The sequence below is a fragment of the Streptomyces sp. NPDC008137 genome, from assembly GCF_042957035.1.
Classification (GTDB): domain Bacteria; phylum Actinomycetota; class Actinomycetes; order Streptomycetales; family Streptomycetaceae; genus Streptomyces.
In genome coordinates this window covers 1-13,560 of the sequence record NZ_JBIBHN010000060.1, presented here as the reverse complement: position 1 = coordinate 13,560, position 13,560 = coordinate 1, and the positions used below count along the sequence as shown (strand labels likewise).

The following is a 13,560-nucleotide window of genomic DNA, read 5'->3' as shown; positions in this document are numbered from 1 at the left end:
GACCTCCCCGGCGTTCCGGCCCCCCAGGAGCTCGAGGGTCTACCCCCCCGTTGTTTTTCTGAGCACGCACGCGCGCTGCTGACCGCGCCGGGCCCTGGGCGAATCGGTCTGGAGATTCCGACTCCCCCTCCCCGGCCGGCGCCGATGGCTACATGCGCGCGGGGTGGCGCGTAACCGGATGCCGGGCCGGACTGTGAGTCGCGCAAAAAAGCGGGCGACAGGTGCGTTGGGGTCGCCCGCGGCTGCTGCCGAAGATTCGACCCACGCCCCCCTGCTGCTCTGCGACGCGCGCGCGTAGGACGGTCTCACGGGTTCCACGGCGGTACCTGCCCGCAGGTCAGCGGCCACGCGCGTGCGCGCGTTGAGCGGTCCAGAAAGTCCAGAAACCCCTGGTGTTGGCTCGGCAGTGGGGGTTGGGCAACACGGAGGCCCGCAGCCGGATGACTGCGGGCCTGGTGGGTTCGCGCGGTAGTGATCGTGTGGTCAGCGCTGGGCGAGGAGGCGTGCTGCGCGCTCGCGGCGCTGGAGTTCCTTGCGTTCGGCGCGGGCCTTGGCGGACTGCTGCCGTGCCTTCTCCCGGGCCTCCGGGCTCAGGAGCCGCTGAACGGTGGTCGGGTGCCACTTCCCGCCGCGCTTGCTGCGGAGCTCCTGCTCGTTGGCCCGGTTGCAGATGGCCCGGATGCTGAGGCCTTCCTCGTCGCGCCAGCACTCGAACGTCTCGGCAATCTCGTTCTCGCGCTCGTCGTCGGTGAGTTCGTTGTCGACGACCTTCTGCCCGAACCGGGGCGCGCCGTAGGCGTAGCCGCCCTTGGCGCCCTTGGCCTGTCGGCCCTCGGTGAGGCGCTTGATGATGAGCCCGCGGTCCAGCTGGTGGAAAACCCCGCGCATCTGCCGCATGGCGGTGCGCATGGGGTCGGACGCGTCGTCCTCCAGGTGCTCGCCGTGGTCGGCGGTGAACACGCGGCCGGCCAGTGCCCACACGTAGGACAGCACGGCCTCCTGCACGGTGAGCTCACGGGCGAGCCGGTCCAGGTTCGGCGCCAGGATCCCGTCCGCCTTGCCCTCGGCGATCCACTCCACGGCCTCCATGAGCCCGGGGCGCTCGTCGAGCAGGCTCGAGCCAGACTTCCCGCCCTTGCCATCCCCGTCCGTGACCATGTGCACGATGCGAACCGGGACGCCCGCGGCTGTCGTGTCCTTCGCCCACTTCCGGCAGTCCTTCTCCTGGGCGTCGAGTCCGTACCCGTCGACTGCCTGGCCGGCGGTCGACACGCGGCGAACGAGGACCAGGCGGAGCGCAGGGGTGCGGGGCGTGCTCACTTGGCCTGCTCCTGACCGGCGCGCTGCACCCACGACGCGATGGTGGCGACGGTCGACCACTCCCACCCGGACAGCCACCGGATGATCCGCTCGTCGTAGGCCCCGAGCTCGACGCCGGCCGCGGCGAGCACCTCCCGGAGCGCGGTCTCCTGCTCGGGTCCGGCCGGGAGCGGGAGGTCGATGTCGGGGCGCGGCTCGCGCTCGAGGGGTCCGGTCGGGACGGAGTTCATGGCGTTCCCCCTTCGCGGCTGCCCGGGTGGCTGCCGACACCCTCACTGTACACATCTATGGGCATAGATGTAACACCCTATGGTCAGGGCGATTTCGGGTGTCAGAGCAGTCATGAGGCGACACGAGCGGACACGACGGACGCGCGAACGGGGCCGGGGTGACGGTCGGTCACCATCTCGGGCGCGGCAAGATCAGCCCGTGACGCGTCGAATGCTGGGCACCGGACCGACCACCAACGCTCCGGCCGGGGAGGCGCCAGGGGCGCGCCTGCTGCCCGTTGAGAGGCTCGCCGTTCCGCAGGACGGCCGGGAGGCAGTCGAGCGGGAGCAGCACCCGCAGGAGCCCGTACAACGCCCCGCCCGACGGGTGCTCGGTCTGCCGCTGGGGGGTGACTCCTCCCCCGCGCCATGACGTTGCCCGCCGGGGAGGACGGCTCGAGTGATGGCCGATTGGGCCGTTCTTGCGGCCGGGGGTGCAAAAGTGCCAGAGGTGTACGGCGATTCGGCGTCGAGCTCCTGGTGCTCGTCGGTGTACGTCATCTCGGAGACGTACCAGGCGCGGGGATGACGTACCGGGCACGGAGGCCGGGGCGGTGCACCCGGTGCGAGGGAGCCGCGGCTACGGTCTCTCGTCATGAGCGACCAGAGACCACCCACCCCCGGTGAGGAAGCGGGACCGCCGTGCGCGCGGGGGAGCTGCGAACGGACGGTGCCGGCCTCCCTGGGGACCAAGCCGCGCCGGTACTGCTCGAGGAACTGCCGTCAGCGCGCGTATGAGGAGCGGCAGCTCGAGGAGCGGGTGCGTGAGGCGCGGGCCGCTGCTGCAGCGGCCGCTGTGCTGCGCGGAAGAACGTCACGTGACGATGGACCCGATGGGGGAGCAACGTCACGTGACGATGGCTCGCCCCCGTCCCCGCCTGCGGTTCCGGCTCCTCCTGGACCGCCGGCCGTTCCTCCGCCACCTCGAGGAGGAAGGCGCCGGATGCCTCCCCCGGTGACGTCCGTGCGGGCCCCGGGGTGGGCGCGGTACGTCTCGGAGGAGGAGTAGGAACGCCAGAGCGCCCCGCCAGGGGAGGCGGGGCGCTCGAGGTTCGGGGCGGTGTGGTCAGTCGTCGCAGGCGCAGGAGCAGCCGGTACCGGCGCAGCGTCCGCAGTCCTGGCAGGTGTCGCAGTTCTTGCAGTGGTGGCAGCCGCGGGGGACGGGCGGCCAGCAGTCACAGCCGGTGGGCTGCCACGGGTCGGGTGAGCCGAAGATGCCGAGTTGACCGGGCACGGGCTGCTCGGGGACGCGCTTGGGGGTGCGGGGCTTGATCCGGCGCGGGCTCATGCGGTGCCTCCCAGGGAGATCACGGCGGACAGGAGCAGCAGGGCGCCCCCGGCGCGGGTCAGGTCGACCGCGAGGCGGAGGCAGGTGAACTTGGTGACGGCGAGGCGGGACAGGCCCGCGATGTCGGCGGCGACGTCGCGTTCCCGGGCGGCGGCCGTGATCTGCTCGGGGGTGAGGGTCGCCCACAGTGGGAAGCCGTGGCCCCCGTTCAGGTTGGGGCGGACCGACCGGAGCAGTTGGCCGGCGGCGACGACCAGGAGCACGACCCCGGCCGCGCCCGCGATGTACGCGGCGGGGTTCATGGGCAGTTCGCGGGCGAGGGTCCAGGCGCCGGCCAGGACGGCGCCGACGAACGCGAGGAGGAGCGCGGTCTTGTTGTCGGTGCGGGCGATCTCCGCTTTCACCTCGGCGTGCTGAGCGGCCAGGGCCTCCGTGGGGGTGCTCACGCTGAGGCCTCCTCGAGCTCCTGGACGCGCTTGGCGACCCAGCCGGTTGACCATCCGGTGAGCGCGGCAATCTGCCGCTGTGTGCGTCCGTCGCGGACGGCCTCGGCGACGGCCTGGCGGGCGGCGGACTCGCTCATCTTCTCGGTGGGCGCGGTCTCGTGAGCAGTCTCGTGAGCGTCGGTGCTCACGGCCGCGCTCACGGCCGGGCGGGGGGTGCTCACGGCGGCGCTCACGGGAGCGGGAGCGGTACGGCGGGCCTCGGCTGCCTTCCGGTCCCGTTCGGCCTGCTGTGCCCGCTCCTTGGCCTGGCGGGCGGCCTCCTGCTGCTGCCGCTCCTGCTCCTGGCGTTCGCGTTCCTCGCGGCGCTCACGCTCGATACGGTCCTGCTCCTCACGGCGTCGGGCGTCGGCCCGCTCCTCGCGCTGCCGCTCCAACTCGGCCTCATGCTCACGCTCCTCGCGGGCGACCCGGGCGGCGTGCTCACGCTCGCGCTCACGCTCGGCTGCGGCCTGCTCACGGCGCTCACGGTCGGCGGCCTCCTGGCGCTCACGCTCGAGCCGCCGGACCTCCTGCTCGCGCTCACGGTCGGCCCGCTCACGGTCCTCGCGCTCACGGAGCTCCTGCCGCTCACGCTCACGCTCGGCGGCGTGCTCACGTTCGATCCGCTCAATCGCCGTGGTGATCGCGCGCCGCCATTTCAGGCCCGCTTCGGCGGTGACGATGAGCAGGATCGGCGCGACCGCGTGGACGCCGACGCCCACCAGGTCGCCCTTGAGCGCGGAGTCCCCGACGTTGAGCGCCAGGGTCATCAGGCCGGTGAGCCAGCGCAGGAGTGCCGGCCAGAACCCGGCGTCTCCGTCGAGCCGGGCGACGATGGCGTCCACCCGCACGACGATGACCACGGCGGCGTCCACGACGATCGGCAGGATCGGTGCCGTCAGCTCCCAACCCTGCGGGGTCACCCGCTGCACGAGCGGGGTGACGGTGAGGACGGAGTACAGGACGGCCCCGGCGACGATGACCCAGGACAGGCGGAGGACCTTCTCCGCAGCGTCGACTTGAGCCTGTGTGTCGAGCTTCATCGTGGTCAGCCCTCGATCCGGGAGCGGGCGCCGATGCCGCGCGCGGTCGACGTGATGTCGGTCCGCTTGATCACGGTTCCCTGGTAGACGTTCGTGGTCGACGAGCGGCGGGCCTTGGACACGGCAGCGCCAACGGCGGTGACCACCATGGCGATGCCGACGAACGGGGCCGCGATGGCGAGCACCCCGAGGAGGGTCACGGAGGACAAGCCCTGGAGAACGAGCCAGGCTCCGCAGCCCAGTCCGGTGACCCCGGCGCCAACTCCGAGGGAGGCGACGGCGACCCCGACGGCCCACTGGGGGGCGATCCGGGAGTCCGGCTGCGGGACGGGCGGGGTGGTGCCGATCGCGGGGACCGGGGTGGGGTCGCGGAAGCTGACCGGCGCGGCCGGCGCCTCGGGCCGGTAGGCCTCGGAGATCAGGCGGCGGGCCTCGGCGGAGGCCTCCGAGTCGGTGAGATGCTGCGGGTCGGTGGTCACGGGCTCTACCTCCGTGGTCATCGGGCGGGCCGCCCCGGTTGCTGCGGGGCGGTCCGTCGTCGTTCGGTGTGCGGGGGCTGTGCGGTTGGGCTGTGCGGAGGGTGTGCGGGGCGGTGTGCGGCCCTATTCACACGCCGCCCGACGTGGGGATTCGCGCTGTGCGGCTGTGCGGGGGTGTGCGGCTGTGCGGGGAGGATCAGACGCCCGCCATGGTCGGGATGAGGCGGTACACGCCCGCCTCGCCGGTCGCGGCCAGGAGGCCCTGCTCAGACATCCGCTTCATCTCCTTGGAGACCCAGGAGCGGTCCCGGCCGATCCGGTCGAGGTACTTGGTCACGTCGCGAACCGCGACCGTGCCGGGGCCGACCGAGGCGAGCATCCGCACCATCTCCTCGAGGAGCTCGAGGGCCTCCTCGGTCGACGGCTTCGCCTGCGGGAGCTCGGCGTTGGTGGTGACGGCCGGCAGTTCGGCCGACGCGTCGAGCTCGGCGTCCTCGGAGTCGACGAGCGCGGCGACCTCCTGGGCGGACTCCTGCTCCTCCGTGAGCGCGGGGGCAGCGGCCGGGAGCGGGGCGCCGGCCGCGCGCTCGTGGCGGCCGGTGAACAGCGTGCCCGCGACGCGTTCGGCGGCGGCGGCCGTCACCGGGTCGAGCTCGGCGCGCACGGACGCGAACTGCTCGACGACGTACCGGGCCATGCGCTCGTAACTGCCCTCGGCCGGGGGGCCGGTCCAGAACGTCCTGGCCGGGTTCGCGTAGAGGTCCTCGTCCACCCCCGCGCTGACCAGGTACACGTACCCCTTGCGCTTGTTGCCCCAGGCGGCGGGGTTGGCCCCGGCGTCCAGGACCTCCTCAGGGAGGGCGAACCCGGCGTCGTCGCCCCGCACGCCGAAGCACAGCGCGGCCGGGAGGCTCGCGCGGGTGTCGGTGGAGAGCTGGTAGCCGGAGGCGCGCTGCATGGAGACGACCAGGGAGACGCCGGCGGAACGGGCCTCCTGGGCGATGCCGGTGAACACGTCGTCGCCCAGCTCCCGCAGCAGCTTGGCGGCCTCCTCGAACCAGGCGAGCAGGTACGGCATTCCGGGGCAGCCGCAGGCGCCCGACTTGGAGCAGGAGTGCTTGCGGCTGGTCTGCGTCCTGGCGGCCGCGGGCTCCCACGCCCGGTAGCTGTGGTCACGCAGCCACGCGGTGCGGGCGGGGATGACGGCCTGGACGGCGGCGACCATGGCCCCGGCCGACGGGGTGTCGAGCGCGGCCCAGTCGAGCGCGGGGACGAGCGGCTGGAAGTCCTGCCCGGCCTTGGCGGCGTCGGCCAACCAGACGGCCACGTCGGTGCGGGTCAGGATCTCCAGCAGGATGTCGACGGCGCCCTCGGTCTTGCCGGAGCCGGTCATCCCCATGACGAGCAGGTGGATGGCGTCGAGCAGGGGCAGCACCAGGTCGCTGCCGTCGTCGTAGACGCCCAGGCGCAGGGGCACGGCGACGGACTCACCCGGGGCGGACGGGCCGGGCCACACGGTGGGGGTCTTGAGCATGTCCTCGGGCACGATGACGAACTGCCCCTTCCGCGCGGAGTCGGGGTCGTGCTGGACACGGATCGCGGTGGCCGGCACATCGAGGGCGGACGCGATGCGCGGGATCACCTTGGTCACGTCGTCGTTCGTGAGCTCCCCGGCGGGCAGCTCGTAGGGCACGGTGACCCGGTTCGGCTCGACGCGGACGTCCCGGAGCTTGGTCCGGGCAAGCCCGACCTTCTCCAGCAGCCCCTTGTCGGAGTCGGATCCGGAAGTCTCGCCCGACGCGGAGCGCATGACCTGCCGGATGTTCCAGGACAGGGCGAGGGTCGCGCCGCCCATCACGTACAGGTCGGGCAGCGGGCCGGTGAGCGGGCCGGACAGCGCGGCGGACGTGAGCCACACCGACCCGGCCGCCACCGTGATGGCGGAGTGGAGGCGGCGCTGGGGGCCGGTGCCCTTCCCCGCCCAGTAGGTCGCGGCCGTCAGCCCGACCGACGCGAGGGTGAGGCCGACCCCGGCCCACGCCGACTCGCCCCACATCACGTTGGCGCCGTAACCGGCCGCGCCGACGCCACCGGCCACGAGCCACGGCGGGGTGTACGGCTTGGCCCGGTGCCACAGCCACGAGCGCATGCCGGTGGACCCACCGGAGTTGAGGCGGTCTTCCTGCTGCTGCTGAACGTCCTTGCTGGCCATGGGTCTGCCGCCTCTCAGAACTTGAACGGGTTGGTGGTCGCGGACCGCTGGGGGCGCGGACGCATGAGGTCGGCGTACTCGCGGGTGAACGCGCCGTAGGCGCCGACGGCCGACTTCGCGGCGGCGGTGGCCCCGTCGGCGGCCTTCTTGAGCTTCCGGCCGACCTTGCGGGCCCTCATGCGGGCCTGGACGACGTTGTCGCCGGGGAGCGTCTGCGCCTGCGCCAGGCGGGCCTCCAGGATCTTGGAGGCCATGGCCAGTTCGATGGCGGCCTGGATCATCAGTGCGCGGACGTGGTTGCAGTAGTTCCGCACGTCCTCAGCCGAGTTGAACTCGGGCTCCCCGAGGATGAAGTGGGAGCCGCCACGGCCCCCGCCGGCCGCCGCGCCGTTCTGCTGCCCACCGCCCCCCGCGCCGCCGCGCCCGTTGGCCTGGACGTTGACGTTCAGCCCGAACGAGGGGGCGAACCCGGTGAAGCTCTTCGACCCCTTGTCGCTCGCTCCGTTCCCGGGCGGCCGGGTGAACGGCTGCTGCGCCTGGTGCTGGGCGAAGTTGCGGACCTGCTCGGCGCTGCTCGGTCGCCTGCCGTTGGTGGGAGCCATGGTCAGACCTCCGTCTGATCGTTGGTCGTGGGCGGTGGTGCGGGCCTCTGTCCGGGCCTCTGCCGTCCCCGGAGCCGGTGCGGGCCTCCGGGGGCGACAGGGAGCCGTCAGCGCCCGGGCGGCTGCGGACCGAGCGCCCACCGGACGGCGATGACGCCCAGGGCGAGCACCGCGGTGAGGTTGGTCAGCTCCTGGTCGTGCAGCACGAACTGCGCGATGCACTCCGCCACGAGCAGCGGGAGGACCAGGCAGAGGAAGAGAGCGCGGCTCATGCCGAGACCTCCTCGGTGTCCGGGCGGACGACCAGGAAGGCGTCCGTCGGGAGATCCATGACGACCTCGGCGGGGGTGCCCTCGGCACGGCGGGCAGCGGCGAACTCCTCGGCCGGCCACGAGCCGCGCGGGTGGGAAGCGGAGAACCGCTCGAGCACGGTGCGGGTCATCCCTGACCACCCCCGCGGCCCTGCTCGCTGCGCTTGTTGGCCTCCTGAACCTTGCGGCTCAGGGCCTGGCGCTCCTCGTCGGTCAGTCGGGCGATCGCCCCAGGTAAGGGGCCGGTACGGTGCCTCATGGGTCGCTCCTTCACAGCGATCTGAGGGACTGCGGTCCCGGTACGGCCCTCGGTGCGGACACACCGGGGGCCGTTCTGCTACCGGGAGAAGGTACGGATTGATCTACGGTTCAGTACTTCGTGTACCTTGCCGACGCCATGAAGGTACATGAAGCACTGTTGGCGGGCAAGCATGTACCTTGGGGGTGTCATTGATGTACCTTCGGAGATGTACCGCGCTCCGACAAACAGGGAGAAGCCGTGGCATTCAAGGCACCGGAGGGGAAGGGGTACGCGGATCTCGCTGCCCACTTCCGAACGCAGATCAAGAGCGGGGAGCTCGCCCCGGGCGACTCGCTGCCGTCGGTCTCCGAGATTCGCGACCAGTTCGGCGTAGCGGCAAAGACCGTGAGCAGGGCGCTGGGCGTCCTCAAGGGTGAGGGTCTGGTCACCTCTCGGGGCGCGCTGGGGACGGTCGTAGCGAAGTCCCCCATCGTCATCACCGGTGCGGACCGGCTGACTCGGATGGAGAAGAACGGCCGTCGCTACGCCCCCGGAGAGACCTCCTCGGATCACCGCGTGATTCGTCGGTCAGTCCATGACCCGGAGGTATGCGCAGCTCTTGACCTCGAGCCCGGCGATGAAGCCGTGATCCGTATTCGGGTGTTCCGACAGGACGACAAGCCGACCTCTGTGGGCGTCTCCGTCTACCCGCCTCACACCGTTGATGCTGTCCCGGAGTTGGCGGAGGACCGTCGCATGGTGCAGCAGTTCAACACGCTCTACGCCGAGCGGACCGGCCGCCCGGTGGCGACCGGGCAGCGCACGGCCCACGCTCGGCAGGCCTCTCAAGACGAGCTCACGGCTCTGGAAATCGACGCTCCGCCGCACTCGGCCGTGGCCCTGCTGGTCACCACCGTGACCTTTCACGACGAGGAGCGCCCGCTCGGGTACTGGGAGGACGTGTACGCCCCGGGCTCCCGGGTCCCTCTCTCCGACTGACTCGCAGGCGCCGGCCGCGAATTGCAGCCCCCGGAATCCCGGCCTGCCAGAAGGTGCCACAGTGGCCGCCACCGGACGGGGGCGTAACGCGATACCGGCGGGGACGTACTAACAGGTAGAGAGCCGGTGACAAGCCGGACGACTGGGGCCAGGGGAAGCGTCTCTGACACGAGCGACACGCCGGGCTACGGTTCAAACAACGTCAATCTGGCGCGCGAAGGGAGAGGGCTATGTCGGTCACGAACCGTGAACACGGTGGGACTGCATGGCACTCGGTGAGACCAAATCCCACCGAACCTGACTCCGTGGGGTCTTGCGGGGTCGTTCCGTTCGCGGAAGGCCTGTCAGGAGCCGTTCTACGGCCCCTTGGAACCGTGACGGCATCGTTGGACATGGCCGGTATCGTCAGATCAGGCACTAGAGCCTCAGGAGGGCACACATGGACACGACGTCCAGCCCTGAGTGGCTGACAGTGAGTGAATTCGCCCGACACTTTCGGGTCTCCACTCGAACTGTCACCCGATGGGCCCTGAGTGGTCAGCTACGGATGCGGAGGGTCGGGCCCACGGGTCGGCTCATCCGGATCCACAGTTCAGAACTCAACAGCGAGCACGACCTCCCGGCCTCTGCCTGAGCGCAGAAATGCGTCGAGGGCCCACCGCGCCAACGGTGAGCCCTCATGAGACGCATTCCGGGAATCCTATCCGCCGGGCAGCCACCCGACGGGGACACGGAAGCGATGCACTTTTGGAGTGGGTGCATTGTCAGAGTAGCCACTGTTCCCTATCTAGGGAGCAATCGGGTTGCTCACGTTGTCCACACCGGTGGCTGCCCTCTACCTCACCTATGAGGCGCACCAGTGACACAAAACCCGCAGGTCGGCGCACCTTCTCCCAAAGATCCACCCACCCCCCGCGACAGCCCGGATGTGGACACGTCGTCCACGGCGGTTGCTCCGCCGTCGGCGAACTTGACCGAGCAGCAGCGGGTCGTGGCTCTGACTTGGGTCTCCCGTGGCTTCCCCGTCATCCCCTGCAGCCGGACCGACAAGGGGGCCCTGGTCCCGGGGTTCGGCCGGGACGCAGCCCCCGAGCAGCTCGAGCGATTCTCCGACCCGGAGCAGGTTCGGGCCTGGTGGTCGGGCCGCTTCAAGCGGGCTCACGTCGGACTGCTCACCGGGCGAGGCTCGGACGGCCGGGGCCTGGTCGTCGTCGACTGCGACATGCCCAAGGCCGGAGCGCAGCCGCTCGAGGGCCGGTGGTCCGGCTGCCACGGCGGTACGGACGTCCTCGAGCTCCTCGCCCAGGAGGCCGGCGCCGACTGGCCCGAGACCTACTCCGTGCTCACGCCCTCGGGCGGGCTCCATCTGTACTTCCAGCAGCCTGCGGACGGGCCGCTGATCGGCTGCGCCACGGGCGAGGGGCCCACGGCGCCCCACATCGGGCCTCTGGTCGACGTGCGCGGGGTCGGCGGGTACGTCATCGCCGCCGGGTCGTACTCGACCGCCCAGGGCCGCATGTACGAGCGAGCGAGCGCCCCGGAGCTCCGGCCGCAGCCGCTCCCCGGGTGGCTGCTCGAGCTGCTCCGGCCGTCCGCTCCCCCCTCTGCTCCTCCCCGGCCTGCGACACCGACGTGCTTGTACTCGCCGACGGGTCGCCGTGCCACCCGGGAAGAGCGCGCGGCGGCCGGCGCCCTCGAGCACTCGGTGAGCCGGGTAGAGAACGCGTCGGAGGGCGAGCGCAACCGGCAGTTGTTCGCGGCCGCGCGGTGGCTCGGGGAACTGCACTCGACGGCCCCGGCCGTGCTCGACGAGACGACCGTGCGGGAGCAGCTGCTCGCCGCGGCTCTTCGCTCGGGACAGCGTGAGCGGGAGGCGCTCCGCACCATCGGGTCAGGGTGGAACCGCGGGCTCGCCGACCACGGGGCGGGTGCCGCGTGACGACGACTGAGGACATGTGGGCAGGCGAGTCCCTCACGGACGAGCAGCCCCGGCCCCCTGCCCAGCAGCGAAGAGTAGTCCGGAGGCCGTCACGGACCACCGTGCAGCATCGCGGGCAACTGCGTATGGCTGAGCGGTTCCTGGACGACCACCGGGACACGCTGCGGTACGTGCACGGCATCGGCTGGCACGAGTGGGACGGCGCCCGATGGCTCATGGACGAAAAGCGCGTCGACCTAGACCGCGCGGTCGACACGGTCAAGGCTGCGCTGCGGGACCTCGAGGAACTCCACGGCGACGAGCGAGATGACCTCTACAAGGACATCCGGAAGTCTGAGAGCGCGAGCGGCCTTGAAGGCATGGTCAAGATCGCATCAGCCCGCGCGCCCATGAGCCTCGCCTCAAAGCAGCTCGATGCGGACCCCTACCTCTTCAACACGCCCTCCGGGACCGTGAACCTGCTGACCGGGGAGGTGTCCGACTGCTCCCGTGAGGACCACATCACGAAGGTGGCCGGCGCCGGGCTCGAGGACAGCGACAGCGAAACGGCGGGAGACGGGGGAGCCGCTGAGTTCGAAGCCTTCCTTGAGCGCATCCTTCCCGACCCGGAGGTTCGGGCGTTCGTGCAGCGGCTGTTCGGCTACTCGATGCTCGGCAAGGTGACCGAGCACGTGATGCCGATCTTCACCGGGAGCGGCGCGAACGGTAAGGGCACCCTGCGGGACGCCATCACGGCCGCCGTGGGTGACTACGCGATCGAGGTGGACCCGGCCATCCTCATGGAGTCCAAGCACGAGCGGCACGGTGCCTTCAAGATGCGGCTCCGTGGGGCGCGACTGGCCTTCTGCTCCGAGACGGAGAAAGGCCGGCGCTTCGCTGAGGCCACCATGAAACGGCTTGTTGGTGGCGACCCCATCGAAGCCAACCTCATGCACAAGAACCCGATCACCTTCGATCCGTCGCACACGTTGATCATGCTCACCAACCATCTGCCTGCGGTCTCCGGAGACGACCCGGCTGTGTGGCGGCGCATCCTCGTCGTCCCGTTCGACGTCGTGATCCCTGAGGAAGAGCGCGACGGGTCGCTCCCTGACCGCCTCAAGAAGGCGGCACCGGCCGTGCTCGGCTGGATCTACGACGGGTGGCTGGACTACCAGGAGCAGGGGCTCAACCCTCCGGAAGTCGTTCGGGTGCGGACCCAGGAGTACCAGGCTGCGAGCGACGTTCTCGGCCGCTTCCTCGAGGAACGCACTCTTCAGTCCCCTCACGGGACTGTCCGGGCCCGGGAGCTCTTCAATGCGTGGACTGCGTGGTGTCACGCAACGGGTGAGCAGCCCAGCACTGAGAAGGCCTTCGCTGAGTCGTTGGCGAACCGTGGCTACGTGAAGAAGGACCGCAGCGTAGGCCGGGTCTATCTCGGCCTCATGCTGGCAGGTACGGACGACGACGACGACTGACCCAGAGCCTCGAGCAGCAACGCCCCCACAACGCTTGTGGGGGCGCTCTGCTGTCCGGACCCAAAACGCTCTGACCTGCGGGAGTGGAGGGTTGTGGTGGGTTTCCCGTTAATCCGCCATGGGCGCACGTATGGAGAGTTTCGGAAAACCATCCACTACCCTCCACTCCGGTAGCCCTAGGCAACCTAATGTCGGCATCCCGCCGGACCGCTGGAGACCTCCGCCGGGGGGTGGGTGACCCTCAGAGCAGCCACCCACCCCCCGCCAGACGGCAGCTGTGCTTGAGGGTCTCCGGCGGGTGCCGCTCGAGGGTCGTGCGGCGTAGCCGCTCCCCATTGCTCTGACCCGGAGAAGACAGCGGTGAGGGGTCAGCGCGGCATTCGTTCTGGCGCGGCGGGTCGCGCGGCAGTTGGCGGTAGGGGCGTTGGCTCCGGCGTGGCCGTTGGCTGTCGAGCAGCTGCTCACGCTCGCGGGTGCGCGCGAGGCAGGGGTGGACCGGTCCCCGGGGAGGGCTGCTCATTGTTCCAATGAGCACTAACTCGCTGTCGGTGGTCACTGTCCCCAGACCCGTACAGAGGCACGGCAACAGCACCTCCCGGGCCGAGGGCGGGGTGCCGGGGGGAGTCGGCCCCCAGGGGCTGATCAAAACGTTGGGATTCGCGGGCGGGGGGTTTCTCCTTCCCGGCGGGCGGCCTGGCCGTTGGCAGGGGAGGCCTCCCCCACCCCCCGGTACGTCATCGAGTTGACGTACTGCGGGCGCCGATGACGTACCCGGCGACCACGGCCGGGACGACCCTTTGAACCTGACTGACCCCGGAGAGACCTCCCCGGCGTTCCGGCCCCCCAGGAGCTCGAGGGTCTACCCCCCCGTTGTTTTTCTGAGCACGCACGCGCGCTGCTGACCGCGCCGGGCCC

General features: G+C 70.8%; 16 protein-coding genes. 5 read left to right on the top strand and 11 right to left on the bottom strand.

Annotated elements, in window-relative coordinates; all coding sequences use genetic code 11:
- Window positions 1-483: 483 nt before the first annotated feature.
- Together ACFZBT_RS40440 and ACFZBT_RS40435 are read right to left on the bottom strand one after the other, a co-directional pair.
- On the bottom strand, window positions 484-1,320 hold the full coding sequence (locus ACFZBT_RS40440; protein WP_391115499.1) for a recombinase family protein: 837 nt from the start codon (window positions 1,318-1,320) through the stop codon (window positions 484-486).
- Window positions 1,317-1,550 carry a hypothetical protein gene (locus ACFZBT_RS40435; protein ID WP_391115496.1) on the bottom strand — a complete coding sequence of 78 codons (234 nt, stop codon included), beginning with the start codon at window positions 1,548-1,550 and terminating at the stop codon, window positions 1,317-1,319. Before ACFZBT_RS40435 ends, ACFZBT_RS40440 begins: the two co-directional genes overlap by 4 nt.
- Window positions 1,551-1,749: 199 nt before the next feature.
- Here ACFZBT_RS40435 and ACFZBT_RS40430 point away from each other — a divergent pair, with 199 nt between their 5' ends.
- The gene (locus ACFZBT_RS40430; RefSeq protein WP_391115494.1) at window positions 1,750-1,962 is read left to right on the top strand and encodes a hypothetical protein; all 213 of its coding nucleotides are present in this window, start codon (window positions 1,750-1,752) and stop codon (window positions 1,960-1,962) included.
- Window positions 1,963-2,655: 693 nt separating this feature from the next.
- Here the strand turns inward: ACFZBT_RS40430 and ACFZBT_RS40425 are convergent.
- The 9 genes from ACFZBT_RS40425 to ACFZBT_RS40385 form a co-directional block, all read right to left on the bottom strand.
- Entirely contained in the window at window positions 2,656-2,877 is a 222-nt protein-coding gene (locus tag ACFZBT_RS40425) for a hypothetical protein (protein ID WP_391115491.1), read from the bottom strand.
- Window positions 2,874-3,323, bottom strand: a complete 450-nt coding sequence (locus ACFZBT_RS40420; RefSeq protein ID WP_391115487.1) for a Pycsar system effector family protein — start codon at window positions 3,321-3,323, stop codon at window positions 2,874-2,876. The genes ACFZBT_RS40425 and ACFZBT_RS40420 overlap by 4 nt, the downstream gene beginning before the upstream one ends.
- Window positions 3,320-4,405, bottom strand: coding sequence for a DUF2637 domain-containing protein (locus ACFZBT_RS40415; protein ID WP_391115484.1), 1,086 nt, complete (start codon window positions 4,403-4,405; stop codon window positions 3,320-3,322). The genes ACFZBT_RS40420 and ACFZBT_RS40415 overlap by 4 nt, the downstream gene beginning before the upstream one ends.
- Before the next feature lie 5 nt (window positions 4,406-4,410).
- Window positions 4,411-4,884, bottom strand: a complete 474-nt coding sequence (locus ACFZBT_RS40410) for a hypothetical protein (RefSeq protein ID WP_391115481.1) — start codon at window positions 4,882-4,884, stop codon at window positions 4,411-4,413.
- 196 nt (window positions 4,885-5,080) lie between these two features.
- Window positions 5,081-7,096: a plasmid transfer protein TraB gene (gene traB / locus ACFZBT_RS40405; protein WP_391115478.1), complete on the bottom strand. Its 2,016-nt coding sequence runs from the start codon at window positions 7,094-7,096 to the stop codon at window positions 5,081-5,083.
- Window positions 7,097-7,110: 14 nt separating this feature from the next.
- Window positions 7,111-7,698, bottom strand: a complete 588-nt coding sequence (gene traA, locus ACFZBT_RS40400; protein WP_391115475.1) for a plasmid transfer protein TraA — start codon at window positions 7,696-7,698, stop codon at window positions 7,111-7,113.
- Between the two features lie 107 nt (window positions 7,699-7,805).
- The gene (locus tag ACFZBT_RS40395; protein WP_391115472.1) at window positions 7,806-7,970 is read right to left on the bottom strand and encodes a hypothetical protein; all 165 of its coding nucleotides are present in this window, start codon (window positions 7,968-7,970) and stop codon (window positions 7,806-7,808) included.
- Window positions 7,967-8,140, bottom strand: coding sequence for a hypothetical protein (locus ACFZBT_RS40390; protein WP_391115469.1), 174 nt, complete (start codon window positions 8,138-8,140; stop codon window positions 7,967-7,969). Before ACFZBT_RS40390 ends, ACFZBT_RS40395 begins: the two co-directional genes overlap by 4 nt.
- On the bottom strand, window positions 8,137-8,268 hold the full coding sequence (locus ACFZBT_RS40385; RefSeq protein WP_391115466.1) for a hypothetical protein: 132 nt from the start codon (window positions 8,266-8,268) through the stop codon (window positions 8,137-8,139). Before ACFZBT_RS40385 ends, ACFZBT_RS40390 begins: the two co-directional genes overlap by 4 nt.
- A 240-nt stretch (window positions 8,269-8,508) precedes the next feature.
- Between ACFZBT_RS40385 and ACFZBT_RS40380 the strand changes: the two genes are divergently transcribed.
- The 4 genes from ACFZBT_RS40380 to ACFZBT_RS40365 all read left to right on the top strand — a co-directional run bounded on the left by ACFZBT_RS40380 (window position 8,509) and on the right by ACFZBT_RS40365 (window position 12,645).
- Complete coding sequence (locus ACFZBT_RS40380; protein ID WP_391115464.1) at window positions 8,509-9,249, top strand: GntR family transcriptional regulator; 741 nt, start codon at window positions 8,509-8,511, stop codon at window positions 9,247-9,249.
- Window positions 9,250-9,688: 439 nt separating this feature from the next.
- Complete coding sequence (locus tag ACFZBT_RS40375; protein ID WP_391115461.1) at window positions 9,689-9,883, top strand: helix-turn-helix domain-containing protein; 195 nt, start codon at window positions 9,689-9,691, stop codon at window positions 9,881-9,883.
- 357 nt (window positions 9,884-10,240) lie between these two features.
- Complete coding sequence (locus tag ACFZBT_RS40370; RefSeq protein ID WP_391115458.1) at window positions 10,241-11,188, top strand: bifunctional DNA primase/polymerase; 948 nt, start codon at window positions 10,241-10,243, stop codon at window positions 11,186-11,188.
- A 125-nt stretch (window positions 11,189-11,313) separates the two neighbouring features.
- Complete coding sequence (locus tag ACFZBT_RS40365) at window positions 11,314-12,645, top strand: phage/plasmid primase, P4 family (RefSeq protein WP_391115456.1); 1,332 nt, start codon at window positions 11,314-11,316, stop codon at window positions 12,643-12,645.
- The last annotated feature ends 915 nt before the right edge of the window (window positions 12,646-13,560 follow it).

What these genes read in the sequence shown, in the direction of transcription:
- ACFZBT_RS40435 (WP_391115496.1), bottom strand. Translation starts at nt 1,550, where the DNA reads ATGAACTCCGTCCCGACCGGACCCCTCGAGCGCGAGCCGCGCCCCGAC.
- ACFZBT_RS40425 (WP_391115491.1), bottom strand. Translation starts at nt 2,877, where the DNA reads ATGAGCCCGCGCCGGATCAAGCCCCGCACCCCCAAGCGCGTCCCCGAG.
- ACFZBT_RS40415 (WP_391115484.1), bottom strand. Translation starts at nt 4,405, where the DNA reads ATGAAGCTCGACACACAGGCTCAAGTCGACGCTGCGGAGAAGGTCCTC.
- traB (WP_391115478.1), bottom strand. Translation starts at nt 7,096, where the DNA reads ATGGCCAGCAAGGACGTTCAGCAGCAGCAGGAAGACCGCCTCAACTCC.
- traA (WP_391115475.1), bottom strand. Translation starts at nt 7,698, where the DNA reads ATGGCTCCCACCAACGGCAGGCGACCGAGCAGCGCCGAGCAGGTCCGC.
- ACFZBT_RS40395 (WP_391115472.1), bottom strand. Translation starts at nt 7,970, where the DNA reads ATGAGCCGCGCTCTCTTCCTCTGCCTGGTCCTCCCGCTGCTCGTGGCG.
- ACFZBT_RS40390 (WP_391115469.1), bottom strand. Translation starts at nt 8,140, where the DNA reads ATGACCCGCACCGTGCTCGAGCGGTTCTCCGCTTCCCACCCGCGCGGC.
- ACFZBT_RS40385 (WP_391115466.1), bottom strand. Translation starts at nt 8,268, where the DNA reads ATGAGGCACCGTACCGGCCCCTTACCTGGGGCGATCGCCCGACTGACC.
- ACFZBT_RS40375 (WP_391115461.1), top strand. Translation starts at nt 9,689, where the DNA reads ATGGACACGACGTCCAGCCCTGAGTGGCTGACAGTGAGTGAATTCGCC.
- ACFZBT_RS40365 (WP_391115456.1), top strand. Translation starts at nt 11,314, where the DNA reads ATGGCTGAGCGGTTCCTGGACGACCACCGGGACACGCTGCGGTACGTG.